Raw genomic sequence first — 24,442 nt, 5'->3', positions numbered from 1 at the left:
GCCGACTGAACGCTTTTCCATCGCCGTTCACGGATTTGAGCATGGTCAAGTCGCGACACTCCCGAAGCCGGATATTGGATCCATCCACTGGCTACAACGAGACAAGGAGTCTTACCCATGCGCAACCCACTGATTGTCAGCACCCTCGCCCTCGCCCTGGCCGCATTCGCCAGCCCGGCCCTGGCCCAGTCCCAGGGCGAATGGACCCTCGGCTTCGGCGCCCACGTGGTCGATCCCAAGTCCGACAACGGCAGCCTCGCCGGCGGCACCCTCGACGTCGAGGTCGACGACAACGTCCGCCCGACCATCACCTTCGAGTACTTCCTGCGCGACAACCTCGGCATCGAAGTGCTGGCCTCGCTGCCGTTCCAGCACGACATCGCGATCGACGGGCTGGGCACGGTCGGCAGCACCCGCCACCTGCCGCCGACGGTTTCGCTGCAGTACCACTTCAACGGCGGCGGCAAGGTCCGTCCGTTCCTCGGCGCGGGCGTGAACTACACGACCTTCTTCAGCGAGGACACCCGCGGCGCGCTGTCGGGCAGCGACCTCAAGCTCGACGATTCCTGGGGCCTGGCCGCCCACGCCGGCATCGACTTCGACATCAGCGAGCGCAGCGCGATCCGCGTCGACGCGCGCTGGATCGACATCGACACCGACGTCAGGCTCGACGGCGCCGAGCTGGGCACGGTCGACATCGATCCGTTCATCTACGGCGTCGCCTACGTGGTCCGCTTCTGACCGGGACCGCCTGACGCCGGATCCCGTCACCCGGCAGATCCTGTCACCCGGTGAAAGTACGGCGTCGGCTAGAGTGGGCGCATGACCCTGCGAACCGCCCTGACCGCCGCCGTACTGGCCGCCACCCTCACCCTGTCACCCTCCGCCCGGGCCTGGGGCCCGCTCGGCCATCGCCTGGTCGCCGACCTGGCCTGGGACGGCATGACCCCGCAGGCGCGCGCCGCGGCGCTGGACCTGCTGGCCGGCGAAGCGGATCCGAGCCTGGCCGGCATCGCCAGCTGGGCCGACGAGCTGCGCGCCAACGACCCCGACCTGGGCCGTCGCAGCGCGCGCTGGCACTACGTCAACATCGCCGAGGACGGCTGCCACTACGACACCGCCCGCGATTGCCCCGGCGACGACTGCGTGGTCGCCGCGATCGACGCGCAGGTCGCGATCCTCGCCGACCCCGGCCAGCCACGCGCCAAGCGCCGGCAGGCGCTGAAGTTCGTCGTCCACTTCGTCGGCGACATCCACCAGCCATTGCACGCCGGACGCGCCGACGACCGCGGCGGCAACACCCACCAGATCAACATCGACGGCCGCGGCAGCAACCTGCACGCGTTGTGGGACAGCGGCCTGCTCGGCAGCGCCGGTCTGGGCGAGGCCGGCTGGCTCGCACGCCTGCGCCAGTCGACGATCGCCGCGGACGCACCGGCCCGGCCCGGCAGCCCGGCCGCCTGGGCCGAAGCCTCCTGCAGGATCGTCAACAGCCCCGGCTTCTATCCGCCCAAGGGCACCCTGGACCCGGCCTACAGCGAACGCTGGCTGCCGGTCGTCGAACGGCAGCTGCGGCTGGGCGGACGCCACCTGGCCGGGGTGCTCAACGCCGCGCTGGGCGGCTGAACCCGTCTACTCGGCCGACAATCCGAGCTGATCGCGCACCTGCGCCTCGGCGCCGCTCAATCCGGCCGCCCTGCCCAGTCGCAGCGCCTGCTCGGCCGGCTGCCCGTCCGCGGCCGCGGCCAGCGCGACCAGCCCACCGGCCCGGTTGCCGGACGCGCAGTGCACCAGCACCGTGCCGTCGACCCGTTGCAGCAGCGCAGCCAACGCCGCCGCATTGTCCGCGTCGATGCCGGCTGCGCCGGCCACCGGGATCGCGTGATAGTCCATGCCGGCGGCGGCGACCTCGGCGGCCTCGTCGCGCCCGTCCATCTCCGCGGGCGTGCGCAGGTTGATCACCGTGGTCACACCGCGCGCGGCAATCGCCCTCCAGTCGCTTTCGGCGGGCTGGCCGGCGGTGTACAGGCCCGGCCGCGGCGCATGCAGGTCGACGCCGGACACAGGCCCCGCCGGTTGCACCGGCAGCCTGGCGATCTGCGGCTGCGTCCGGCAGCCCGACAGCAGGCCGAGGGCGCAAAGCGCGGCGGACACCAGCAGGAATCGTTTCATCGTGGCGTCCTCACTGCGGCAGGTGCTGGCGGGCCCAGCGAACGATGTCGGCGGCGCCCATCGCGCCGGCCTGACGCGCGCGCTCGCGGCCGCCGACGAACAGCACCAGGGTGGGGATGCTACGGATGCCGAAGCGACCGCCCAGTCCGGGCTGTGCCTGGGTATCGACCTTGGCCAGCCTCAGCTGCGGCTCCAGCTGCGCCGCGGCGGCTTCGAACTGCGGCGCCATCGCCCGGCACGGCCCGCACCAGGGCGCCCAGAAATCCACCAGCACCGGCAGCTCGCCGCGCAGCACATGCGCGTCGAACCCGGCTTCGTCCAGCGCCAGCGGACGACCGTCGAACAGCGGCGCGCCGCACTTGCCGCAACCGGGCGCTTCGCCCAGGCGCGCGGCCGGCACGCGATTGCGCGCGTTGCAACGTGGGCAGGCAACGATGATCCCCCCGCTCATGCGGCGGCCCGACCGGGGACGAAGCGCGCGCCCGCGGCATCGACCACCTCCACATCGACCTCGACCCCATCGCGTACGCTCTGGGTGACGAGGCAGAATTGCTCGAACTGGGCCAGGGTGCGCTCGAAGTGTTCCAGCGACTCGGCGCGGTCGGACAGCAGGATGCGCACCCGTGCCTTGGGGATGCGCCAGCGGCCGGCCTCGTTGCGCGTCTTGTCCGCCTCGATTTCCACCTCGACCGGGCCGGGCGCGTTCTTGAACTTGCGCAATGCGAACAGCAGGCTGGCGCCCAGGCAGTTGGCCACCGAGGCCAGCAGCAGCGCGGCGGGGTTGGGCCCCCGCCCCTCGCCCAGCGGCGCCGGCTCATCGGTCATCAGCTCGGGGATGCCGGCGCCCTGGAAGTGGACGCGGAAGCCATAGGGCGTGTCCTGTTCCAGCCTCAGCCGGATGGTCTCTTCTCCGCTCATGCCGCGTCCGCCTCCCGGTCGGTCCTGTGGGCCAGCAACGTGTAATACAACAAGGGAATCACGACCAGCGTGAGAATGGTGCTGACGAAGATGCCGAAGATCAACGAGATCGCCAGACCGTTGAAGATCGGGTCGTCGAGGATGAAGAACGCACCCAGCATCGCCGCCACTCCGGTCAGCGCGATCGGCTTGGCGCGCACCGCGCAGGCGTCGATCACCGCCTTGGCCAGCGGCACCCCACGCCCGCTCTCCTGATTGATGAAATCCACCAGCAGGATCGAGTTGCGCACGATGATGCCGGCCAGGGCGATCATTCCAATCATGCTGGTGGCGGTGAACTGCGCGTGCAGCAGCGCATGGCCCGGCATGACGCCGATCACGGTCAGCGGGATCGGCGCCATGATCACCAGCGGCACCAGGTAGCTGCGGAACTGCGCCACCACCAGCAAGTAGATCAACACCATGCCGGCGGCATAGGCGATGCCCATGTCGCGAAAGGTTTCGTAGGTGATCTGCCACTCGCCGTCCCACTTGATCGCATAGCCGCTGGTATCGGCGGGCTGGGCGATGAAGCTCTGGTCCAGCGCCTGGCCGGCGGGCCGGGCGTCGCCGAGCTTGCCGACGATGGAAAACATGCCGTACAGCGGACTGTCGAGCGCGCCGGCCTCGTCAGCCATCACGTAGGCCACCGGCAGGCCGTCCTTGTGGTGGATGGCGCCGTCCCAATCCTCGCGCTCCACGGTCACCAGCTCGGACAGCGGCACCAGCGTGCCCTGCGCACTGCGCACCCTGACCGCCAGCAGCGACTGCAACCAGGCCTGGTCCTGCGCCGGCAACCGCAGTCGCACCGGCCGCGGGTACTTCGACCTGGCGTCCTGCACGTAGGTGGCATCGCGGCCGGAGACCGCCATCGCAATGGCTTCCGATACCGTTGTCTGGGCCACGCCCAGGCGCGCGGCGCGCGTGCGGTCCAGCACCAGGGTTTCGCGGGGGGCGTCGGCCTCCACGCTGGTATCGATGTCGACGATGCCCTCGGTCTTCGCAAACGCGTCTTCGGCCAGCGCGCGCGCGATCCGGCGCTGTCCCGCGTACTCCGGGCCATAGACCTCGGCCACCAGGGGGGCCAGCACCGGTGGGCCCGGCGGCACTTCCACCACTTTCACCGAGGCGCCATGGCGCCGCCCGATCGCGGCCAGCGCCGGCCGCATCGCCCGCGCGATCTCGTGGCTCTGGCGGTCGCGGTGGTGCTTGTCGACCAGGTTGACCTGCAGGTCGCCCACATTGCTGCCGCTGCGCAGGAAATACTGCCGCACCAGGCCGTTGAAGTTGATCGGTGCGGCGGTGCCGGCGTAGCCCTGGTAGTCCAGTACCTCCGGCACCCGATCCACCTCGGCAGCCAGCTCGCCCAGCAGCGCGTTGGTCTGTTCCAGCGTGCTGCCTTCTGGCATGTCCACCACGATCTGCACCTCCGACTTGTTGTCGAAGGGCAGCATCTTCAGCACCACCAGCTCGAACGCCGCCAGGGACGCGGCCAGCAGCACCAGGCCCACCATCGAGGCGAACAACAGGCCGCGCCTGCGCCCGGCCCGCGCGCCCAGCAGGAACGGCGACATCACCTTGTGGAACAGGCGATGCAGCCAACCCTGCTGGCGTTCCTCGTGCGCATGGTCGCTTTCCACGGAATGGCCGTGGCGGCCAAGCAGCTTCAGCGACAGCCACGGGGTGACGATCAGCGCGATCAGTAGCGACAGCAGCATGCCGACCGAGGCATTGATCGGGATCGGCCGCATGTACGGACCCATCAGCCCGGACACGAAGGCCATCGGCATCAGCGCCGCGATCACGGTGAAGGTGGCCAGGATGGTCGGGCCGCCCACTTCGTCCACCGCCGGCGGGATCACCTCGCGCAGCGTGCGCTTGCGGCCGTCCGCGCCCGGAATCGCCAGGTGGCGGTGGATGTTCTCGACCACCACGATGGCGTCGTCAACCAGGATGCCGATCGAGAAGATCAGCGCGAACAGCGATACGCGGTTGAGGGTGAAGCCCATCACATGCGAGGCGAACAGGGTGACCGCCAGGGTCAGCACCACCGCACTGCCGACCACGATGGCCTCGCGCCATCCCAGCGCGAACAGCACCAGCAGCACCACCGATGCGGTGGCGAACACCAGCTTCTGGATCAACTTCAGCGCCTTGTCGGCGGCGGTACTGCCGTAGTCGCGGGTGACCGTGGCGTGGATGCCGTCGGGGATGAGCTCGCCCCTGAGCTGGTCGAGGCGCCGCGCGACCGCGCGGGTGATGTCCGAGGCATTGCTGCCAGGCTTCTTGGCGATGGCGATCGTCACCGCTGGCGCGATTCCGGCCTCCGGGCCGGCACCGCGGCCGGCCGGCGCACCGAACCAGGCGTAGCGGCTGGCCAGATCGCCACGCGACTGCACCGTGGCCACATCGGACAGCAGCAGCGGCTTGCCGCCATTGCTGCCGATCACCAGCGAGGCCACCTCCTCGGCCGATGCCAGGAACCGTCCGGCGGTCACCGGTACCGCAGCGTCGGCGGCCACGCGCTCGCCGGCCTGGCGCACCACGTTCGCCGCCTGCAGCGCCTGCGCCAGCTCGCCGGGCGAAAGATCGTAGGCGGCCAGCTTCGTGGCGTCGAGGGTCACCAGCACGGCGCGCTCGGGAGCGCCTATGGTGTAGATGTCACGAGTCCCGGAGATGCGCTTGAGATCGCTCTCCAGCGTGTGCGCGACCTCCGCCAGCCGCGTCGCATCGACATCGGGATCGTCGCTCCACAGGGTCACCGCCATCACCGGAACGTCGTCGATGCCCTTGGGCTTGACCACCGGCACGCCCACGCCGACGCCCTGCGGCAACCAGTCCTGGTTGGAGAACACCTGGTTGTACAGGCGCACCAGCGCCGGCTGGCGCTGCACGCCGACCTCGTATTCCACCGTCAGCACGGCCAGGCCCGGCCGGCTGATCGAGTACACATGCTTGATGCCTTCGATCTCGGAGAGCTTCTGCTCCAGCGGCGTGGCGACCATCTGTTCGACGTCACGCGCGCCGGCGCCATCGAACGGGACGAAGACGTTGGCCATGGTCACGTCGATCTGCGGTTCTTCCTCGCGCGGGGTGATCATCACCGCCAGCAAGCCCAACAGCAGGCCCATCACCGCCAGGATCGGGGTCATGGGGTTCTGCTGGAACGCGGCCGCCAGCCGCCCGGATACACCGAGCCGCGCGGATTGCCTGGACTCACTCATGTGTAGCTTCCGTCGCCCTGCGCTGCGCCGCCAGCGCCTGCATCGCCGCCACCGGATCGCGGGCGACCCTGTCGCCGGCCTGCAAGCCGCTGATCACCTCGACCTGGTCGCCGATGCGCGCGCCCAGCCGCAACTGGCGCAGCAACAAGCGATCGCCCTGCTTCACGTACGCGCCGCTCAGTTCGCCGCGTTGCGCCACCGCCGAGACGGGAATGCGCAGCGGCGCGGCCCCGTCGCCCGCTTCCGTATCCGCGTCGAACCGCACTTTCGCGGTGCTGCCCGGCGCGGGCGCAGGATCGAGATCGGGCAGGCGTACACGCACGTTGACACTATGGCTGGTCGAGTCCGCGGCCGGGAACACGATCACCTCGGCCGGCTCCACCTCGCGTCCGCCGGGCAGCACGACCGTAGCCTGCGGGTCGCGACGGATCGCATCGGCGCGGGTCTGCGGTACCGCGACCTCGATCCTCAGTTCACGCGGCTCGTACACGCTGACCAGCAGCTGCCCCGGGGCGACGGTTTCGCCCGGCTCCACGTCGCGCGTGGCGACCACCCCGGCAAAGGGCGCACGCACCACGGTGTAGCCGGCCTGTTGCGCGGCCTGTGCCAGGTTGGCACGGGCGGCATCCCGGGCGGCGACCGCCGCGTCGCGGGCGGAACGCGCCTGGTCGAGCTGCAGCTTCGACACATATTGTCCGTCGGCCAGCGCGGCATAGCGGCGCCAGGTCTGCTCGGCTTCGGCCGCCGCGGCCTCGGTCGCACGCAGCTGTGCCCGGGCGGCGCTCGCGCCGGCGTCCTGTTCGACCGCGGTGATGCGCAGCAGCACGTCGCCCTGCCGCACCCGGTCGTTTACGTCGACCCGCATCTCCGCCACCCGGCCTGCGGTCTGCGCGCTCAGGTCGGCACGACGCACCGCCTCGACCACGCCGTCCCAGCCGTGGCCGGACAGGCCGGTGCCCGCAACGACCTCGAAGGTCGGCACGTCGGCCAGCGGCGGCAAGTCCGCCGTCTGTTGGCCACCGCAGGCGGCCAACGCCAACGCCAACAGCGATGGCAGCAGGGCCTTACTTGAACGCACAGCCGCCTCCCTTGACGCCCAGTGCCCTGAATACCAGCGCAGCAGGACAGAAGCCGCTGAAGCTGGCCTGCAACAGGTTCAGTCCAATGAAGGCAGTGAACAGCAGCCACCATGGCGAGACGAAGTGCACCAACAGCACACTGATCAGGATCATCACGCCAGCGAAGGCGATCACGGCACGATCGAGGTTCATCGCATTGTCTCCGGAAGGGGAATCTTGTTGAGCCGGCTCATGCCGACGGTTTGCGCTTGACGTCCTTCAACCGCTCGATGCCGAGCGCGCCGAGAATGTATTTCTCGTAGATCGGCTCGGAGGTGCCGTTGCGCATCTTGTGCAGGAAGTACTTCTCGAAACCGATCTTGGCCAGGTGCACCCACTTGCCGACCTTGGTCCAGGTCACGTTGCGCGGCGGAATCTGCGGCAGCGCAACGAAGGCCGCGCCGGTGTCGCCCATGTCGGCCAGACAGACCGCATTCCAGGTGCCTTCGTAGTCCGGCGTCTGGCCGTTCAGTTCGGCATGGATGTTGCGCACGATGGTGGTGACCATCGACTCGATCATGAAGCCGGTCTTCGGCGCGCCGGTCGGCACCGGCGTGACTTCCACCGGCGGGATCGCCACGCACACCCCGGCCGAGAAGATCTTCGGGTACTTCGGGCTGCGCTGGTGACTGTCGACGATCACGAAGCCGCGCGGATTGCACAGCCCTTCGACCGCGGCCACCGCGTCCACGCCCTTGAACGCCGGCAGCAGCATCGCGAACCTGAACGGCAGTGCATGCGCTTCGCCGGGTTGGCCGCCGGCGTCGTGCTCGACCACCGTCATTTCCCCGTCGCGCACCTCGGCCACCTTGCTGTTGACCAGCCACTTGATGTGGCGCTGACGCAGCTCCGACTCCATCAACCCCTTGGAATCGCCAACGCCGCCCAGGCCCATGTGGCCGACGTAGGGTTCGCTGGATACGAAGGTCATCGGCACCTTGTCGCGCAACTTGCGCTTGCGCAGGTCGGCATCGACGATCATCGCGAATTCGTAGGCCGGGCCGAAGCAACTGGCGCCCTGCACCGCACCGATCACCACCGGACCGGGGTTTTCCAGGAACGCCTGGTAGGCCTGCCATGCATGCTGCGCATGCGACGTGGTGCATACGGACTGCGTATGGCCAGCGTCGGGCCCGCTGCCCGGGACTTCGTCAAAGGCCAGTTTCGGGCCGGTGCAGACTATCAGGTAGTCGTAGGGGATACGCTCGCCGGCGCCCGTGATCACGGCGTCGCCTTCGGCGTCGATGCGCTCCACGCCGTTGCCGTCGAAAACCACCCCGTGCCTGCCGACATGGTCGGCCACCTTCAGGGTGATGTCCTCGGGCTTGCGCCAGCCCACGGCCAGCCACGGATTGGACGGGGTGAAGCCGAACAGTTCGCCCTGTCCCACCAGCGTGATCTGGTGTCCCTTGCCGAGCGTCTCACGCAGCTCATAGGCGGCGCTCATTCCGCCCAGACCCGCACCCATCACCACAATCCTGGACATCGCTTCACCCATCCCGCCCGCACACGGGGGCGGACGCTGGACTTAATATTAGATATCTCTTATATTAGTGTCAACTGATATTTGAGGGCACAGCATGAGCACGTACATCACCGCCTCCGAACTGGTCGGCGAGGCGCGCGCCAGGATCCGCGAGGTGGCGCCGTCGGCGTTCGCCGCCGACCGTGGCGATGAGGTCCTGATCGACGTCCGTGAGCCGGCCGAATTCGAGACCGGCCACATCCCCGGCGCGATCAACATCCCGCGTGGCGTGCTGGAGTTCCAGGTCGACGCCCATCCGGCGGTGGCCAACGTCAGCGACCCCGCCCTGTCGCACAAGCAACGGCCGGTGGTCGTGGTCTGCAGGACGGGAGGGCGGGCCGCGCTGTCGGCCGTCAACCTGCAGCGGCTGGGATTCGCCGATGTGCGCTCCATTGCCGGCGGCGTCGTCGCCTGGAGCGAGGCCGGACTGCCGCTGGTGGTACGGTAAGCCCATGCCCGCGACCCGTTCCGCTCCACCTCTTTCCAGCATCGACCCGCAGGCAATGCGCGCGCACGCCCATGACGCGGCGCGGCTGCTGAAGGCGCTGGCCAACGAGAAGCGGCTGATGCTGCTGTGCCTGCTGGTGGAAGGCGAGCGTTCGGTGAGCGAGCTCAACGCACACGTCGCGCTGAGCCAGTCGGCCTTGTCGCAACACCTGGCGGTGCTGCGCGAGGACGGACTGGTCGCCACCCGGCGCGAAGCGCAGACCATCTATTACATGCTGGCGCCAGGCCCCGCCGAACGCATCATCGGAACCCTGCACAGCATCTATTGCGGCGCCGAGCCGCCGTGCGAGTGAGACCATGCCCGCGCCGACCCTGCACATCGAGCCCTTCTTCCACGCCGGCACCGGCACCTGGACCTACGTGGTCCATCGCGGCACCGATGCGGCGGTGATCGACCCGGTACTGGACTACGACCCCAAGTCCGGGCGGGTCGGCACCGAAAGCCTGCAAGCGGTTCAGGACTACATCGCCGGCACGGGACTGACGGTGCATCGCATCCTGGAGACCCATGCGCACGCCGACCACCTGACCTCGGCACGGGTATTGCGCGCGGCGACCGGCGCCGTGGTCGGCATCGGCGCGGGCATCGGCAAGGTACAGGCGCACTTCGCCGACGTGTTCGACATCCCCCCCGGCGACCCCATGCTTGCCGACGCCTTCGACGCCACCTTCCGGGATGGCGACATCATCGATGCGGGTACGCTGCGCTTCGAGGCGATGGCGACGCCGGGACATACCTCGGACAGCCTCAGCTACGCCATCGAAGGCCATGTCTTCATCGGAGACACCCTGTTCGCGCCCGACGTGGGCGCAGCCCGCTGCGACTTCCCCGGCGGCGATGCCGACACCTTGTACGCCAGCATCCAGCGCCTGTACGCGCTAGCTGACGAGACCGTGCTGTGGCTCTGCCACGATTACCCACCGGCCGGACGTGAGCGCCGCTGCAGCGTGACCGTGTCCGAAAGCAAGCGCGACAACGTGATGCTGAGTGGCGACACCACTCGCGAGGAGTTCGTGCAACGCCGCCACGCGCGCGATGCGCAGCTGCCCGCCCCTGTCCTGCTGTATCCCTCGCTGCAGGTGAACATCCGCGGCGGCCGGCTGCCGCCCAGCCGGCCCAACGGTCGGCGCTACCTCTGCACGCCGGTGCAGGGCGATATCCCGGCTTCACTGGACTGATCCGGCACGCGAGCTCATCGCGGCGGTTGTGCTCGTGGCCGCAATGCTGGCAGGCTCGCAGCTGGCCCGCCTCCTGGCGTCACGGACTTGATCGAAACCGGACCGAATCCCGTTCTGCCGTCGCCCGCCACCGCGATGCGACGCTTCCCGGTCGCGCTCGCCACCGTCGCGCTGGCCATGCTCCTGCTGGCCGCGCCGCTGTTGAGCGCCACCCTGGCGCGCGCGGCGCCGCCGCTGACGGTGTTCGCCGCCGCCAGCCTCAAGGAAGCGATGGACGAAGCCGCCGCCACCTACTCAAGCGAGCGCGGCGTGCCGGTGCGGGTGTCGTATGCGGCCAGCTCGGCGCTGGCCCGCCAGATCGACAACGGCGCACCGGCCCACGTGTTCGTGTCCGCCGACCTGGACTGGATGGACTACCTGCAGTCGCGCGGGCGGGTTCGAGCGAGCGATCGCGACGAACTGCTCGGCAACCGCCTGGTGCTGGTCGCGCCGGCGGATCCGGCGACCGCGACGGTCGACCTCGCCGTACCCGGCGCCCTGGAACGGGCGCTCGGCAACGGCCGGCTGGCGATCGGCCAGACCCGCAGCGTGCCGGCCGGCAAGTACGCACGCGCCGCGCTCGAACACCTCGGGGCGTGGCCGTCGCTGGCCCCGCGCCTGGCCGAGTCCGACAACGTGCGCGCGGCACTGATGCTGGTCGCCCGCGGCGAAGCGCCACTGGGCATCGTCTATCGCACCGACGCGATCGCCGAGCCGCGGGTACGGGTGGTCGCGGCCTTCCCCGCCGGCAGTCACCCGCCGATCGTCTACCCGGCCGCGGCCCTCGACGGGCCGCGCCGCGAGGACGGCCGCGCCTTCGTCGACTGGCTGGCCTCGCCGGCGGCCGCGGCGATCTTCCGGCGCCATGGCTTCGAGCTGCGCGCGCGGGACTGACGGATGACCGCGACCGCCACCATCGCCTTCACTCCCGAGGAGCTGACCGCGATCGCGCTGAGCCTGAAGGTCGCCACCGCGGCGGCGCTGTGCAGCCTGCCGCCCGGCATCGCGATCGGCTGGTTGCTGGCGCGCAAGCGCTTTCCCGGCAAGGCCCTGCTCGATGCGCTGGTGCACCTGCCACTGGTGCTGCCGCCGGTGGTGCTCGGCTACGCGCTGCTGGTCGGTTTCGGCACCCGCGGCGCGATCGGCGGCTGGCTGCACGAGTACCTGGGCGTGACTTTGGCGTTCCGCTGGACCGGCGCCGCACTGGCCTGCGCGGTGATGGGCTTCCCGCTGATGGTGCGCTCGATACGGTTGTCGATCGAAGCCACCGACCGGCGCCTGGAACAGGCCGCCGCGACCCTGGGCGCGACGCCGTGGCGGGTGTTCCTCGGCATCACCCTGCCGCTGGCCTGGCCGGGCATCGTCGCCGGCGCGGTGCTGGCCTTCGCCAAGGCCCTGGGCGAGTTCGGCGCCACCATCACCTTCGTTTCCAACATCCCAGGCGAGACCCAGACGATCTCCTCGGCGATCTACGGCCTGCTGCAGGTCCCCGGCGGCGAGGCCGGCATCTGGCGCCTGGCGGCGGTCGCGATCGCGATCTCGCTGGCCGCGCTGCTGGCCTCGGAATGGCTGGTGCGCCGCCAGCAGGGAGGCGACGAGGCATGAGCCTGCGGATCGACGTCGCGCTGCGCCGGGGCGGGTTCCAGCGCCGGATACGGATCGAATCCGAGGCGCGGGTGACCGCCCTGCTCGGGCCGTCCGGCGCCGGCAAGACCACCCTGCTCAATGCGATCGCCGGGCTGGTCCGCCCCGTGCGCGGTCGCATCCAGGTCGAGGGACGGGTGTTGTTCGACGATGCCGCGCGCATCGACCTGCCGCCGCACCTGCGCCGGATCGGCTATGTGTTCCAGGACGCGCGCCTGTTCCCGCACCTCGACGTGCGCCACAACCTGCGCTACGGCCGTCATGGCCGCGACGGCGATGCGCGCTTCGGCTTCGATGCGATCACCGCCCTGCTAGGCATCGGCCATCTGCTCGACCGCCGCACCCGCAACCTGTCCGGCGGCGAGGCGCAGCGCGTGGCGCTGGGTCGCGCGCTGCTGTCGCAACCGGACCTGCTGCTGATGGACGAACCACTGGCCGCGCTCGACGAGGCCCGCCGCGGCGAGCTGATTCCCTACCTGCAACGGGTGCGCGACGAGGTCCGCCTGCCGATCGTCTATGTCAGCCACCAGCGCGACGAGGTCGAGCGTCTGGCCGACGAGGTGCACGTGCTGGAGTGAGCGGGGCGATGGCGGCATCATCACCCCTCGCCACCGACGCAGGCGCTAGGCTTGGCCGATGACGACCCACGACGCGCGCTCCGCGCCACTCGAACTTTCCGACCTCGACGCCGTCGCCGCGCTGATCCTGGAGCGCACCGAAGGCCCGCTGCGGGTCGGCGCGCCGCTGGGCCTGGGCAAGCCCCATCGCCTGCTCAATGCGCTGTACGCACGCGTGCAGCGCACTCCCGAGCGGCCGCTGCATCTGTACACCGCACTGTCGCTGGAGCCGCCGCCGGCCGGCGGCGAAGGGCTGGAAGGGCGCTTCCTCGGACCGTTCGTGAAGCGCCACTTCGGCGAGGACTTCCCGCGCCTGGCCTACGTGCAGGCGCTCAAGCGCAACGCGCTGCCGGCGCACATCGAGGTCGAGGAGTTCTACATGCAGTCCGGCGCGATGCTGGGCGCGCGCCAGGCGCAGCGCCGCTACGCCAGCCTCAACTACACCCACGTCGCCCGCGCGCTCGCCGACCGCGCGATCAACGTGGTCGTGCAGAAGGTCGCGCGCGAACCGGGCGGCAGCCGACTCTCGCTGTCGTGCAACACCGATCTGACCTTCGATACCCTCGCCGCGATCCGGGCGCGCGACCTGCCGCGCCCGCTGCTGGTCGCCGAGGTCGATCCGGAGCTGCCATGGCTGGGCGGCAGCGCGGCGGTCGATGCCGACTTCTTCGACGTCGTCGCCGAACCGCCGGGGCCGCATCCGAAACTGTTCGGGCTGCCGCGCCAGCCGGTCGGCGAGGTCGACTACGCGATCGGTTTCCACGCCAGCACCCTGGTCGTCGACGGCGGCACCCTGCAGATCGGCATCGGTGCGCTTGCCGACGCGCTGTGCCATGCGCTGGCGCTGCGCCATACCGACAACGCCGGCTACCGGCGGGTCCTGCGCGCGCTCGGCTCGGCCGCGGCCGACGACCCGGCGCTGGGGCCGTTCGAGCAGGGTCTGTACGGCTGCAGCGAAATGATCAACGAAGGCTTCCGCCGCCTGGTCGAGGTCGGGGTGATCCGGCGCCGGGTCGTCGACGATGTCGAACTGATGCGGCGCGATGCCGAAGACCGGCTGTCCGACGCCGATCGCCAGCGCCTGCGGCACGACGGCGAATACCTGCACGGCGCGTTCTATCTCGGCTCGCCGGATTTCTACCGGTGGTTGCGGGAGCTGGACGACGATGCGCGGCGCGGCATCGGCATGCGCCCGGTCAGCGCGGTCAACGAGCTGTACGGCGGCAACGAGACCCTGGAGCGGCTGCAGCGTCGCGATGCGCGTTTCTTCAACAGCTGCATGATGGCGACCGCGCTCGGCGCGGCAGTGTCCGACGCGCTGGAGGACGGCCGCGTGGTCTCCGGCGTCGGCGGCCAGTACAACTTCGTCGCGATGGCGCACGCGCTGCCGGACGCGCGCTCGGTGCTGATGTTCCGCGCGGCCCGTGGCGGCCGCCGGGCGACCTCGAACGTGGTCTGGAACTACGGCCACACCACCATCCCGCGGCACCTGCGCGACGTCTACATCACCGAGTACGGCATCGCCGACATCCGCGGTGCGACCGACGAGGACTGCGTCGCCGCGATGGCCGCGATCGCCGATGCGCGCTTCCAGCAGGCCTTGCTGGACAGCGCGCGCGATGCCGGCAAGCTGTCCGCGGATTTCGCATTGCCCGCGCATGCGCGCGACAACACTCCCGAACGGCTGCGCGAGCGACTGGCGGCGCTGCGCCACGACGGCACCCTGCCCGACTTCCCGCTGGGCAGCGATTTCACCGAGATCGAACAGCGTCTGGTGCGCGCGCTGGCCTGGCTGAAGGCCGCCACCGACGGCACCACCGGCAAGCTGCGCACCGTGCTCGCCGCGATCGCCGGCGCGATCTCGGGCACTGCACCCGCGGATGCCGCCGGGCCGCTGCAACGGATGGGACTGGAGCGGCCGCGCGGCCTGTCCCAATGGTTGCAGGCGCGGCTGCTGGCGCTGGCGCTGCGACGCAGCGGGCACTGATCCGGAGCCGGTACCGCGGGTACCGGTCAGTCGTGGCGCAACGCGGCGATCGGATCCAGTTGCGCCGCCTGGCGCGCCGGATATACGCCAAAGCCCAGGCCCACCAGCGCGCAGAACGCCACCGAGACCAGGATCGGCAGCGGCGCCCATGCCACCTGCCAACCGGCGAACAGGGCGATCGCGTAGGCCAGCCCGGTACCGAACAACAAGCCCAGCAGCGCTCCGGCGATGCAGATGACCGTCGCTTCGCGCAGGAACTGGGCGACCACGTCGCCGCGGCGCGCGCCCAACGCGCGCAGCAGGCCGATCTCGCGGCGCCGCTCCAGCACGTTGGCCAGCATGATGTTCATGATGCCGATGCCGCCGACAAGCAGGCTGACGCCGGCGATCGCGCCCATCACCACCCGGAAGATGCGCTGGGTCTTCTGGTGCTGCTGGAACAGCTTCTGCGGCACCACCAGGCGATAGTCGGGCATGCCCGCGTGGCGCTGATCCAGCACCCCCGACAGCACCTTGGCGCCGCCGATCAATTGCGAGGGATCGCCGAGCCGCAACAGGAAGCGGTCGATCTCGTCCTCGCCGACCTGGAACTTGAAACGCTCCCGCGCGCTGCGCAGCGGAATGAAGACCCGATTGCCCTCCAGACCGAGCTGGACCCCTTCGAACCGGTCCTCGCCCAGGTCGCGCTCGGCCAGCACGCCGACCACCTCCAGCCACACATGGTTGACCTTCAGGTGGCGACCCACCGCATCGCCCTGCGGGAACAGCGCCTGCGCGGCCTGGCGTCCCAATACCGCGACCGCGGCCAGGCGCGCCTCGTCGGCGGCGTCGAACAGGCGCCCCTGTTCCACTTCCAATGAAGACAGCGAGAAATAATCGGCACTGACGCCGCTGGCCTGGGCGTCGCTCTGGCCGTCATCGCTGAACACCGCGTGCGTGCGCACCGCCTTCTCCGCGGCGAAGCGCTCGGCGCCGGGCACCACCCGCAATGCGGCACGCGCGTCGTCGACGCTCAGGCCCAGGCTGCGGGCCCGGGTTTCCTTCAGCGCCTGCTCGTCTTGGGCCACCGCCTCCACGATCAGGTTGTGCAGCCCCAGGCTCTCGACCATCCGCAATGCCTCGCGGCGGCTGCCCTCGCCGACCGCCTGCATCGCGACGATCGCACCGACGCCGAAGATCAGTCCAAGCAGGGTCAACAGGGTGCGCAGGCGTCGCCGCCACAGCTCCTCGACGGCCTCGCGCCAGATCAACGGCAAGCGCTGCAGCAAAGCGTTCACGAGGCCTCCCCGGCATCGTCACCGGCAGGATCCGGCGGCGTCGACGCGGGCGCGTCTTCGGCGATGGCGGGCTCGCCACCGACGGCCGTATCGGCGAGCACCACCCGATCACCGTCCTCCAGACCCTCGATCACCTGCGACCGCGCCGGCCCGCGGACCCCGAGCGTCACCGTGCGCTGGACGATGCCGCCGCCGTCCATGACCGCGACGCGACTGCGGCCGTCCTGGCTGGACAACGCGACGTTCGGCACGCTGATCGCCTCCTCCGCCTCCAGCATCACCACCCTCGCCTGCATCCGCTGCCCCGGGACCCATCCGAAACGACGCACCGACGCCGCGTCCAGCGGCGCCTTCATCGACACGTACTTGACCGGGTTGTTGCGCGACACCGTCTTGGCGCTGCTGGCGACCCAGGACAGGGCGGTGACGACCTCCTGGTCGGGCCGGCCCAGCGGGTGCACGACGACCGCCTGCCCGGCCGCCAGTCCCTGCGCCAGCAACTGCGGCAGGCTCAGCTCCACCTCCAGCGCGGCGGTATCGGGCAGGCTGCCGAACTCGTTGCCCGCCCACATCGCGCTGCCGATCGCCGGCTTCTCGCCGGTCCAGTTGGCGGTGAGCATGAACACTCCCGCGTGCGGCGCACGCAGTTCCAGCGCATCCAGGTCGCCCTGGCGGTTCTTCTCGTTCAGCGCATGGGTCGCACGCTGGGCGTCCAGGACCGCCAGCTCGGCACTGCCGCGCTGCTCGGACTGACCCTGCTTCCATTCGAGCACGCCCTGCTTCACCCCCAGGAACTCGGTGTCCTGGACCGCATCCAGCAGTTCGTTGCGCGAGAGCGTCGACAGATCGGCGCTGGCGTAGCGTTCGGCGATGCCCAGATCGGTGCGGACCTGCGAGAGGTCCACGCCCACCCGGCCCTGCGCCGCCTCCAGCTCGGCCTGCTTGGCCATGCGCGCCAGCGCGTTGCGTTGCAGGTCGACGCGCGCCTGTTCCAGATCCAGCTCGGCGGAGGGCGCGGTGAAGCGGGCGACCAGTTCGCCCTTGTCGACGTGACTGCCGTCGGCGACCATCCACGCCAGCTGCCGTTGCGACCATTGCGCCCCCGGCACCAGCAAAGGCGTGGCCTCGCGGGCCTTCAGCTCGCCTTCGACCTCCACCTGCAGCCGCAACGGACCGGCCTGCACGCGTTCGACGACCGGCCCCTGCGCATCGCCGGTACAGGCGGACAGGACCAGCGCGGTCGACAGCAGCAGGGGCGCGACAATGGATACCGGCCTCATGAGCCGGCCTCCTGGGCGACGCGCCCCCGCCCGCCGGCGTCCGTCGCCAGCTCGACCCGCACCACCTGACCGGGCTTGAGACCCGCGGGCACGGTGTCGAGGGTGATGTCCAGATCGATCACCGGTACCGGCTGCAGGCGCGACTTGCTGCGCACCGCTCGGCCGACGCCGACCACCCGGCCGCCCAGGGTGCTGCCGGCGCCGCCTTCGATCATCACCCGCACGCGCGTGCCATTGGCGACGTGCAGGAGGTCGCGCTCGGGCAGCGTCGCCCGGACCGCCAGGGTGTTGCCATCCGGGATCTCGGCCACGGCCTGGCCGCGCCAGACCTGCGAGCCGACATCGAATTTCTCGCCGTTCCAGCTGCTCCTGTGCATCATCAGGCCATCGCGCGGGGCGACCAGTTGCAGCGACCCGATGTCCTGCCGCAGCTGCGCGATCTCCGCCTGCAGACGCTCGACCTCGGCGGTCAGCACACGCATCTCCTGGTGCCGCTGTTCCGCCGCCAGCCGCTCGCGTTCGCGCGCCAGGGCTTCCTTGCGCTCCGCCGCCTCGCGCTCGATCACCAGCTTGCGGTACTGGACCCCGGCAATGAGCGCCTCTGGTTGCTCGGTCTTGCGCTGCGCCTTCTCCCGGTTCGCGCGCGCTTCGGCCGTGCTCACCTGCTGGTTGCGCTGACGCTCGGCGTGATCGAGCACCAGGGTGTCGAGACGGGTCTGCTTCTCGTTGAGTTCGCTCTGCTTCGAGACCAGCCGCTTGCTCAGCTCGGCACCGTCGAAGGCCAGCACCGGTTGACCCTGCGTCACCCGCGTGCCGTCCGGCGCCAGTTGGGTGATGTTGTACTGCCACATGTTGTCCACCGACGGCGGCATCAACGGCGTGGTGCTGCGCGCGTAGACCTCCCCGTCCATGCGGATCGGGGCGGCTACCAGATCCGCCGGAGCGGCCACGCAGAACAGGGCCGCCAGGACCAGCGCGGCCGACACCGGGAGCATGCCGGTCCGTGTCATCGGCCACCTCCGGACGATTCCCCGCCGTCCCGCGGCACCACCCGGACGCTCATGCCCGGCAGCAGCGCGTCGACCGGCGCGGCCTCGGCGAAATCGATATCGATGGCGAAGTAGCGGCCCTCTCCCCACTCCTGCCTGGCCTCGGGCACGCCGGAAATATGCGCGATCCGGCCTTCGCCGGCCTGCTCGGGCAACGCGTCGAAACGCAGGTCCACCGACTGGCCGACCTCCAGCCCGACCCGGTCCGGCTCCAGCGCCCAGGCGCGCACCCGCTGGAGCCCGCCGTCGCTGACGATCTCGCCGACCTTGTTGCCGGGCCAGGACGTCGAGCCCTCGTCGAAACGGGTTCCGCTGCGCGGGTCGAAGCCGTGGACCAGCACACCGTCGCGGTCGGCCCGCACCTCGGCGGTGGCGACCTGGCCGGTATGGTAGTCGCGCCGCATCGCCAGTTGCCTGATTTCCAACGTGCCGTCCTCGCGACGGCGGGTCACCGCCGCGCGCGCCTCCTCCAGTTCCTCGCGCTTGAGCGCGGTTTCCCGCGAGGCGCGCTTCAACTCGCCCTGGTAGCGGTCGTGATCCAGCCCGGAGATCAGCTCGCGCGGCAGCTTCGCGTCGATGCGCGCCTTTTCCAGCGCCGCCTCGGCGGCGACCAGGGCGAGCTCGGCGTCGACGCGCTTGACCTCCAGTTCGGCGATCTCCTTGGCGACCTTGGCCTCGGCCTGCTGGATCTGCGCGCTCAGATCGCGCACCTGGGTCGCGGACTGCCCCGCATCGATGCGCAGCACCACCTGTCCCTTCTCGACCCGGGCGCCTTCCGGCGCGTAGTAGCGCAGCACCACCGGCGAGCTGTTCGACGGCGGCGTGAACACCCCCTGCGCATCGACGGCCTGGACCTCGCCGGTCAGCACCACCGCGGCCGCGGGCCATGGGCAGCACAGCACCACCGCCAGCAGCGTCACGATGCGGAGGCGGATGTCAGCGCGCATGGTCGTACTCGATCAGGCCGTCGCGCAGACGGACTTCGCGCGGCGCGCGCGCGGCAATGTCGTTGTCGTGGGTCACCATCACCACGGTCTGCCCGTCGCCATGGACCTCGTCGATCAGCGCGAGCACGTCCGCGGCGGACCTGGAGTCCAGATTGCCGGTCGGCTCGTCGGCCAGCAGCACGGTCGGCCGCATCAACAGCGCGCGGGCGATCGCGGCGCGCTGCATCTGCCCGCCCGACAGCTCATTGGGCCGATGGTCGCGGCGGCCGGCCAACCCGACCCGCTCGAGCAGGTGCAGCGCATGCTCCTGCGACCGCTCCGGCGGCACCCGGCAGAACCGCAGCGGCAACAGCACGTTCTCCAGCACGGTCAGTCGCGGCAGCAGGTGGAAACTCTGGAACACGAAGCCGATGCGGCGATTGCGGATGTCGCTGGTGGCCTCATCGTCCAGCCCGGCGACGTCCTGGCCGTCGATGCGGTAGCAACCGGCGTCGGGCCGGTCGAGGCAGCCCAGAATATTGAGCAGGCTGGACTTGCCCGAGCCCGACGGACCGGTCAGGGCCACGTAGGCGCCCGCGCCGATGGCCAGGTCGATACCCGCCAGCGCGTGCACCGATTGGCCGTTCATGTCGTAGCGGCGATGGATTCCGGACAGCTCGATCAAGCGCCGTCTCCCCGGCAGCCAGGAAGCACGCAGCGCGATGCGGCGCACCGAAACGGATCAGCGGGTATTGGCGGAAACGGCCCCATCTTGTCTTCCCTTCCTCTCCTTGTTCCTGACCACTGCCACGCGCGGTCGCTACAGCGCGCGCCGCCAAGGCCCATGCTACGGCCGGAACCGCGCCGGGCCCAGAAGGGCATGAACGGCCCCGGCACGAACGCGTCCGACCGGTTCCATGACAATGATGCTGAAGGGACCGCGAACGTCGCAGGAAGTTCAGGCGCGCGCGAATCCGCCCCTTCCCGGTAGCTTGGCCACCGGGGGTGAGCGGCGGCGACGGCAGGGATGGAAACGAAGATGGCGCCCGAAGGCGCCATCTTTCCGGAGCGATGACAGGGCGACTCAGCCCAGCGACTTCGCGACCTCGACCACGTTGTCGACGGTGAAGCCGAACTGCTGCATCAGCGGCTTGATCGGCGCCGACGCGCCAAAGGTGTCGATACCGACCACGGCACCGTCCAGGCCGACGTACTTGCGCCAGAAGTCGGACACCCCGGCCTCGATCGCGACCCGCTTGCGGCAGGCCTTCGGCAGCACCGTCTCCTTGTAGGCCGCATCCTGGCGCTCGAACACGTCGGTCGAGGGCATCGACACCACGCGCACGCCGTCGCCGAGCCGCTCGGCCGCCTGCATCGCCAGGCCGACCTCGGAGCCGGTCGCGATCAGGATCAGCTGCGGCGCGCCGGCGGGGTCCTTCAGTGTCGCTTCCTTCAGTACGTAACCGCCGCGCGCGATGTCGGCCAACTGCGCATCGCTGCGCGGCTGGTGGTCGAGGTTCTGGCGCGAGAACACCAGGCAGCTCGGGCCATCGGTGCGGACGATCGCCGCCTTCCACGAAACCGCCGACTCGACCGCGTCGCACGGGCGCCAGACGTCGTTGTCGGGGATGTAGCGCAGCGAGGCCAGGTGCTCGACCGGCTGGTGGGTCGGGCCGTCCTCGCCCAGACCGATCGAATCATGGGTGTAGACGTGGATCGCGTGCGCGCCCATCAGCGCGCTCATCCGCACCGCGTTGCGGGCGTAGTCGCTGAACACCAGGAAGGTGGCGTCGTAGGGAATGAAGCCACCGTGCAGGTTCAGACCGTTGCTGATCGCGGTCATGCCGAACTCGCGCACGCCGTAGTACACGTAGTTGGCGTCGGCGTCATCGCTGGCGACCGACTTGCTGCCCTTCCACAGGGTCAGGTTGGAATGGGCCAGGTCGGCCGAGCCGCCGACCAGCTCCGGCAGCAGCGGCGCGAACGCCTCGATCGCCATCTGCGAAGCCTTGCGCGAGGCGACCACCGGGCCCTCGGCCTGCAGCTTCGCGATCCAGGCGTCGGCCTGGACGAGGAAGTCGGACGGCAGTTCGGCGCGCATGCGGCGCTGGAACTCGGCGGCGGCTTGCGGATGCGCCTCGGCATAGGCGGCGAACAGCGCGTTCCAGTCGTTCTCGCGGGCCTGGCCGGCCGCATGCGCATTCCAGGCCTGGCCGATCGCCTGCGGAATCGCGAAGGCATCGTGGTTCCAGCCCAGCGCCTCGCGGGTCGCCTGGACCTCGTCGACGCCGAGCGCGGCGCCATGGCTGGACTCCTTGCCGGCCTTGTTCGGCGAACCGAAGCCGATCGTGGTGCGGCAGCAGATCAGGGTCGGCTTGCCGGTCGAGGCCAGCGCCGCCTCGATCGCCGCCTTGATCGCGGCGGCATCGTGGCCGTCGACGCCGCGGATCACGTTCCAGCCGTAGGCCTCGAAACGCGCCGGGGTGTCGTCGGTGAACCAGCCGTCGATATTGCCGTCGATGCTGATGTGGTTGTCGTCCCAGAACGCGACCAGCTTGTTCAGCCCCCAGGTACCGGCCAGCGAGGCGACCTCGTGGCTGATGCCTTCCATCAGGCAGCCGTCGCCGAGGAACACCCAGGTGCGGTGGTCGACGACGTCGAAACCGGGGCGGTTGAAGCGCTGCGCCAGCAGCTTCTCGGCCAGCGCCATGCCGACCGCGTTGGCGATGCCCTGGCCGAGCGGACCGGTGGTGGTCTCGATGCCCTCGGTGACGAAGTTCTCCGGATGGCCCGGAGTGCGGCTGCCGAGCTGGCGGAAGTTCTTCAGCTCCTCGATCGGCAGGTCGTAACCGGCCAGGTGCAGCAGCGCGTACTGCAGCATCGAGCCATGGCCGTTGGAGAGCACGAAGCGGTCGCGGTTGGACCACTTCGGATTGCCGGGGTTGTGGCTGTAGAAGTCGTTCCACAGCACCTCGGCGATATCGGCCATGCCCATCGGCATGCCGGGGTGGCCGGAGTTGGCGGCCTGGACCGCGTCGATGGCAAGGAATCGGATGGCGTTCGCGAGATCGCGGCGGCTGGGCGTCGTCATGGGTTCGGGGCAGTATTGGGAAGCGGGCGGGCGGAGGCGCCCGCGACGCGGACCGGCGGCCTGGACACGGGCGTCCGGGGCCGGGCCAGGGGGCAGCGGGCGCGCTATTGTCCCATCCGGCGGCGCCGATGTCGCCCCGGGACGCCGCCAACGGGACCGGAACCCGGGGACATCGCCCGGGAAGCCCCGCCCCGCCGCGTTCAGCCCGCCTGGCGGGCGGCTTCGCGGGCCTCGGCAGCCGCCTCGCTGCGGCCGATCACCACCGAGCCGGCCATGTCGCCGCCGACGTTGACCACGGTCCGGCACATGTCGAGGAAGCGGTCGACGCCGAGGATCAGGCCGATGCCCTCGGGCGGGATCTTGAACATCACCAGGATCATCGCGATCACCGGCAGCGAACCGCCGGGGACGCCGGCCGCGCCGACCGAGCCGAGGATGCACAGCACCAGCACCATCACCTGCTGGACCAGGGTCAGCTCGACGCCGAAGAACTGGGCCAGGAACAACACGGTGATGCCCTCGAACAGGGCGGTGCCGTTCATGTTGGCGGTGGCGCCGAGGGTGCAGACGAAGCGCACCACCCGCCGCGGTACGCCCAGGCTCTCTTCGGTGACCTTGAGCGTGGTCGGCAGGGTCGCGCTGGAGGAGGAGGTCGAGAACGCGGTCAACAGCGCCGGCTCGGCGCCGCGGAAGAACGCCAGCGGCGACATCCGGCCGAAGGTCCGCAGCAGCAGCGGGAACACCACGAAGAAATGGATCGCCAGCGCCAGCACCACGGTGCCGACGTAGCGTGCGAGCTGCACCAGCACGTCGAAGCCGAGCTTGGCGGTGATCGAGAACAGCAGCGCGGCGACCGCGTACGGGGCCAGTTCGATCACCCAGCCGATCAGCTTCAGGCAGATGTCGTACACGCCCTGCACGGTGGAGACGAAGCTGCGGGTGCCCTCGCTCTGGATCACGGTCGCGGCGATGCCGAACATCAGGGCGAAGAACATCACCGCGATCAGGTCGCCATTGGCGGCAGCGGCGACCGGGTTGCGCGGCACGATGTTGAGCAGGATCTGCAGCCCGGACACGCCCTCGCGCTTGCTGGCGACCTCGGTGGCGCGGTCGGAGGCGGCGGCCAGCAGCTCCTGACCGACTTCCTGCGGCAGTCCTCGGCCGGGCTCGAGCACGTTCACGCAGACCAGGCCGATGGTGACCGCGATCGCGGTCACCACCAGGATCCACAACAGCGTCTTGCCGCCGATGCGGCCCAGCGACTTGGCGTCGCCGATCTCGACCACGCCCAGCACCAGCGCCGAGAACACCAGCGGCATCACCAGCATGAACAGCAGGCGCAGGAACAGCTGACCGACCGGGTCGGTGACGTAGTGGATCAGGCCGTCGAGCCAACCGGCCTGACCGACGAAGACATTGGCGGCGATGCCGGCGCCGGCGCCGACGATGAAGCCGATCAGCATGCGGGTGTGCAGCGACAGGCCGGACGTGTTGCTGTTTTCGGTCATGGGCTCGCTTCCGTCGGAACCCGGCGAGCTTAGCAAACCGGCTCAGCGGCCCGCCGGGAGGGTGTGGGAGGAGCGACGCCGGTCGCGAGCGGCGGCACGGTCAGGGAAGCCGCCAGCTCCCGGCGTGGCCGGGAAACGCCCGGGCGGTTCCCGCCGCGCGGGGGTGTGCGCGACGGGGCCGGACGGCACCGCGACGGACGCCGCTCCTGCTGGCCAGTTCGATTGGCGGGGCGATTCGGGTACGCCCGTGGCTCAGGCGCGCCGATCGTCCGGATACAGCGGTGGCAGGGTGGCGTCGGCCGGCGCGGCGATCGCTGCCCAGCGCGGGCCGTCGGCAAATGC

General features: G+C 70.1%; 23 protein-coding genes. 9 read left to right on the top strand and 14 right to left on the bottom strand.

Going from position 1 to position 24,442, the window contains the following annotated elements:
* The first annotated feature begins 117 nt into the window (after positions 1 to 117).
* Complete coding sequence (locus FKV24_RS11805; protein ID WP_111267380.1) at positions 118 to 741, top strand: OmpW/AlkL family protein; 624 nt, start codon at positions 118 to 120, stop codon at positions 739 to 741.
* A gap of 81 nt (positions 742 to 822) precedes the next feature.
* Positions 823 to 1,626, top strand: coding sequence for a S1/P1 nuclease (locus tag FKV24_RS11800; protein WP_141482514.1), 804 nt, complete (start codon positions 823 to 825; stop codon positions 1,624 to 1,626).
* A 6-nt stretch (positions 1,627 to 1,632) separates the two neighbouring features.
* Here FKV24_RS11800 and FKV24_RS11795 read toward each other — a convergent pair whose 3' ends face one another.
* From FKV24_RS11795 to FKV24_RS11765, 7 genes are read right to left on the bottom strand one after another with little or no spacing between them, the layout of a single operon-like run.
* Entirely contained in the window at positions 1,633 to 2,172 is a 540-nt protein-coding gene (locus tag FKV24_RS11795; protein ID WP_111267382.1) for a protein tyrosine phosphatase family protein, read from the bottom strand.
* 10 nt (positions 2,173 to 2,182) lie between these two features.
* Entirely contained in the window at positions 2,183 to 2,623 is a 441-nt protein-coding gene (gene trxC, locus FKV24_RS11790; protein ID WP_111267383.1) for a thioredoxin TrxC, read from the bottom strand.
* Positions 2,620 to 3,090: an OsmC family protein gene (locus FKV24_RS11785; protein WP_111267384.1), complete on the bottom strand. Its 471-nt coding sequence runs from the start codon at positions 3,088 to 3,090 to the stop codon at positions 2,620 to 2,622. Before FKV24_RS11785 ends, trxC begins: the two co-directional genes overlap by 4 nt.
* Positions 3,087 to 6,353, bottom strand: coding sequence for an efflux RND transporter permease subunit (locus FKV24_RS11780; protein WP_141482513.1), 3,267 nt, complete (start codon positions 6,351 to 6,353; stop codon positions 3,087 to 3,089). Before FKV24_RS11780 ends, FKV24_RS11785 begins: the two co-directional genes overlap by 4 nt.
* On the bottom strand, positions 6,346 to 7,431 hold the full coding sequence (locus FKV24_RS11775; RefSeq protein ID WP_170288292.1) for an efflux RND transporter periplasmic adaptor subunit: 1,086 nt from the start codon (positions 7,429 to 7,431) through the stop codon (positions 6,346 to 6,348). Before FKV24_RS11775 ends, FKV24_RS11780 begins: the two co-directional genes overlap by 8 nt.
* Positions 7,418 to 7,624: a YgaP family membrane protein gene (locus FKV24_RS11770; RefSeq protein WP_111267387.1), complete on the bottom strand. Its 207-nt coding sequence runs from the start codon at positions 7,622 to 7,624 to the stop codon at positions 7,418 to 7,420. Before FKV24_RS11770 ends, FKV24_RS11775 begins: the two co-directional genes overlap by 14 nt.
* A gap of 37 nt (positions 7,625 to 7,661) precedes the next feature.
* Positions 7,662 to 8,957 (bottom strand): NAD(P)/FAD-dependent oxidoreductase, encoded by a 1,296-nt coding sequence (locus tag FKV24_RS11765; protein ID WP_141482511.1) that lies wholly within the window; start codon positions 8,955 to 8,957, stop codon positions 7,662 to 7,664.
* A gap of 94 nt (positions 8,958 to 9,051) precedes the next feature.
* Here FKV24_RS11765 and FKV24_RS11760 point away from each other — a divergent pair, with 94 nt between their 5' ends.
* The 7 genes from FKV24_RS11760 to FKV24_RS11730 all read left to right on the top strand — a co-directional run bounded on the left by FKV24_RS11760 (position 9,052) and on the right by FKV24_RS11730 (position 14,969).
* On the top strand, positions 9,052 to 9,444 hold the full coding sequence (locus FKV24_RS11760) for a rhodanese-like domain-containing protein (protein ID WP_111267389.1): 393 nt from the start codon (positions 9,052 to 9,054) through the stop codon (positions 9,442 to 9,444).
* 4 nt (positions 9,445 to 9,448) lie between these two features.
* The gene (locus FKV24_RS11755; protein WP_111267390.1) at positions 9,449 to 9,796 is read left to right on the top strand and encodes an ArsR/SmtB family transcription factor; all 348 of its coding nucleotides are present in this window, start codon (positions 9,449 to 9,451) and stop codon (positions 9,794 to 9,796) included.
* Between the two features lie 4 nt (positions 9,797 to 9,800).
* Positions 9,801 to 10,682 carry an MBL fold metallo-hydrolase gene (locus FKV24_RS11750; RefSeq protein ID WP_111267391.1) on the top strand — a complete coding sequence of 294 codons (882 nt, stop codon included), beginning with the start codon at positions 9,801 to 9,803 and terminating at the stop codon, positions 10,680 to 10,682.
* Positions 10,683 to 10,817: 135 nt separating this feature from the next.
* Entirely contained in the window at positions 10,818 to 11,615 is a 798-nt protein-coding gene (gene modA, locus FKV24_RS11745) for a molybdate ABC transporter substrate-binding protein (protein WP_141482515.1), read from the top strand.
* Positions 11,616 to 11,618: 3 nt separating this feature from the next.
* Positions 11,619 to 12,326 carry a molybdate ABC transporter permease subunit gene (gene modB, locus FKV24_RS11740; RefSeq protein WP_111267392.1) on the top strand — a complete coding sequence of 236 codons (708 nt, stop codon included), beginning with the start codon at positions 11,619 to 11,621 and terminating at the stop codon, positions 12,324 to 12,326.
* Positions 12,323 to 12,943: a molybdenum ABC transporter ATP-binding protein gene (gene modC / locus FKV24_RS11735; protein WP_190238521.1), complete on the top strand. Its 621-nt coding sequence runs from the start codon at positions 12,323 to 12,325 to the stop codon at positions 12,941 to 12,943. The genes modB and modC overlap by 4 nt, the downstream gene beginning before the upstream one ends.
* A gap of 58 nt (positions 12,944 to 13,001) precedes the next feature.
* Positions 13,002 to 14,969, top strand: coding sequence for an acetyl-CoA hydrolase/transferase C-terminal domain-containing protein (locus FKV24_RS11730; RefSeq protein ID WP_141482510.1), 1,968 nt, complete (start codon positions 13,002 to 13,004; stop codon positions 14,967 to 14,969).
* A 26-nt stretch (positions 14,970 to 14,995) separates the two neighbouring features.
* On the opposite strand, the gene FKV24_RS11725 is transcribed toward FKV24_RS11730, so the two are convergent.
* The 7 genes from FKV24_RS11725 to FKV24_RS11695 form a co-directional block, all read right to left on the bottom strand.
* Positions 14,996 to 16,246 carry an ABC transporter permease gene (locus tag FKV24_RS11725; RefSeq protein WP_141482509.1) on the bottom strand — a complete coding sequence of 417 codons (1,251 nt, stop codon included), beginning with the start codon at positions 16,244 to 16,246 and terminating at the stop codon, positions 14,996 to 14,998.
* Positions 16,243 to 17,526, bottom strand: coding sequence for an efflux RND transporter periplasmic adaptor subunit (locus tag FKV24_RS11720; RefSeq protein WP_190238522.1), 1,284 nt, complete (start codon positions 17,524 to 17,526; stop codon positions 16,243 to 16,245). The genes FKV24_RS11725 and FKV24_RS11720 overlap by 4 nt, the downstream gene beginning before the upstream one ends.
* A complete protein-coding gene (locus FKV24_RS11715; RefSeq protein ID WP_111267396.1) occupies positions 17,523 to 18,536 on the bottom strand; it encodes an HlyD family secretion protein in 1,014 nt (337 codons plus the stop codon). The genes FKV24_RS11720 and FKV24_RS11715 overlap by 4 nt, the downstream gene beginning before the upstream one ends.
* Positions 18,533 to 19,522, bottom strand: coding sequence for an HlyD family secretion protein (locus tag FKV24_RS11710; RefSeq protein ID WP_141482508.1), 990 nt, complete (start codon positions 19,520 to 19,522; stop codon positions 18,533 to 18,535). The genes FKV24_RS11715 and FKV24_RS11710 overlap by 4 nt, the downstream gene beginning before the upstream one ends.
* Positions 19,512 to 20,186, bottom strand: a complete 675-nt coding sequence (locus FKV24_RS11705; RefSeq protein WP_141482507.1) for an ABC transporter ATP-binding protein — start codon at positions 20,184 to 20,186, stop codon at positions 19,512 to 19,514. Before FKV24_RS11705 ends, FKV24_RS11710 begins: the two co-directional genes overlap by 11 nt.
* Positions 20,187 to 20,585: 399 nt before the next feature.
* Entirely contained in the window at positions 20,586 to 22,592 is a 2,007-nt protein-coding gene (gene tkt, locus FKV24_RS11700; protein ID WP_141482506.1) for a transketolase, read from the bottom strand.
* A gap of 200 nt (positions 22,593 to 22,792) precedes the next feature.
* Positions 22,793 to 24,100 carry a dicarboxylate/amino acid:cation symporter gene (locus tag FKV24_RS11695; RefSeq protein ID WP_111267400.1) on the bottom strand — a complete coding sequence of 436 codons (1,308 nt, stop codon included), beginning with the start codon at positions 24,098 to 24,100 and terminating at the stop codon, positions 22,793 to 22,795.
* Positions 24,101 to 24,442: the final 342 nt, after the last annotated feature.

The sequence above is a fragment of the Marilutibacter maris genome (assembly GCF_006546735.2).
Lineage (GTDB): Bacteria > Pseudomonadota > Gammaproteobacteria > Xanthomonadales > Xanthomonadaceae > Marilutibacter > Marilutibacter maris.
Note: the sequence above shows the minus strand (reverse complement) of the source record. Positions and strands in the feature narration are given on the sequence as shown.

Bases quoted from the DNA above. Each gene is read 5' to 3' on its own strand.
- modB (WP_111267392.1), top strand. From the start codon at position 11,619: ATGACCGCGACCGCCACCATCGCCTTCACTCCCGAGGAGCTGACCGCG.
- FKV24_RS11720 (WP_190238522.1), bottom strand. From the start codon at position 17,526: ATGAGGCCGGTATCCATTGTCGCGCCCCTGCTGCTGTCGACCGCGCTG.
- tkt (WP_141482506.1), bottom strand. From the start codon at position 22,592: ATGACGACGCCCAGCCGCCGCGATCTCGCGAACGCCATCCGATTCCTT.
- FKV24_RS11780 (WP_141482513.1), bottom strand. From the start codon at position 6,353: ATGAGTGAGTCCAGGCAATCCGCGCGGCTCGGTGTATCCGGGCGGCTG.
- FKV24_RS11695 (WP_111267400.1), bottom strand. From the start codon at position 24,100: ATGACCGAAAACAGCAACACGTCCGGCCTGTCGCTGCACACCCGCATG.
- FKV24_RS11795 (WP_111267382.1), bottom strand. From the start codon at position 2,172: ATGAAACGATTCCTGCTGGTGTCCGCCGCGCTTTGCGCCCTCGGCCTG.
- FKV24_RS11765 (WP_141482511.1), bottom strand. From the start codon at position 8,957: ATGTCCAGGATTGTGGTGATGGGTGCGGGTCTGGGCGGAATGAGCGCC.
- FKV24_RS11755 (WP_111267390.1), top strand. From the start codon at position 9,449: ATGCCCGCGACCCGTTCCGCTCCACCTCTTTCCAGCATCGACCCGCAG.
- FKV24_RS11800 (WP_141482514.1), top strand. From the start codon at position 823: ATGACCCTGCGAACCGCCCTGACCGCCGCCGTACTGGCCGCCACCCTC.
- modA (WP_141482515.1), top strand. From the start codon at position 10,818: ATGCGACGCTTCCCGGTCGCGCTCGCCACCGTCGCGCTGGCCATGCTC.
- trxC (WP_111267383.1), bottom strand. From the start codon at position 2,623: ATGAGCGGGGGGATCATCGTTGCCTGCCCACGTTGCAACGCGCGCAAT.
- FKV24_RS11785 (WP_111267384.1), bottom strand. From the start codon at position 3,090: ATGAGCGGAGAAGAGACCATCCGGCTGAGGCTGGAACAGGACACGCCC.
- FKV24_RS11805 (WP_111267380.1), top strand. From the start codon at position 118: ATGCGCAACCCACTGATTGTCAGCACCCTCGCCCTCGCCCTGGCCGCA.
- FKV24_RS11710 (WP_141482508.1), bottom strand. From the start codon at position 19,522: ATGCGCGCTGACATCCGCCTCCGCATCGTGACGCTGCTGGCGGTGGTG.
- FKV24_RS11760 (WP_111267389.1), top strand. From the start codon at position 9,052: ATGAGCACGTACATCACCGCCTCCGAACTGGTCGGCGAGGCGCGCGCC.
- FKV24_RS11730 (WP_141482510.1), top strand. From the start codon at position 13,002: ATGACGACCCACGACGCGCGCTCCGCGCCACTCGAACTTTCCGACCTC.
- FKV24_RS11750 (WP_111267391.1), top strand. From the start codon at position 9,801: ATGCCCGCGCCGACCCTGCACATCGAGCCCTTCTTCCACGCCGGCACC.
- modC (WP_190238521.1), top strand. From the start codon at position 12,323: ATGAGCCTGCGGATCGACGTCGCGCTGCGCCGGGGCGGGTTCCAGCGC.
- FKV24_RS11715 (WP_111267396.1), bottom strand. From the start codon at position 18,536: ATGACACGGACCGGCATGCTCCCGGTGTCGGCCGCGCTGGTCCTGGCG.
- FKV24_RS11770 (WP_111267387.1), bottom strand. From the start codon at position 7,624: ATGAACCTCGATCGTGCCGTGATCGCCTTCGCTGGCGTGATGATCCTG.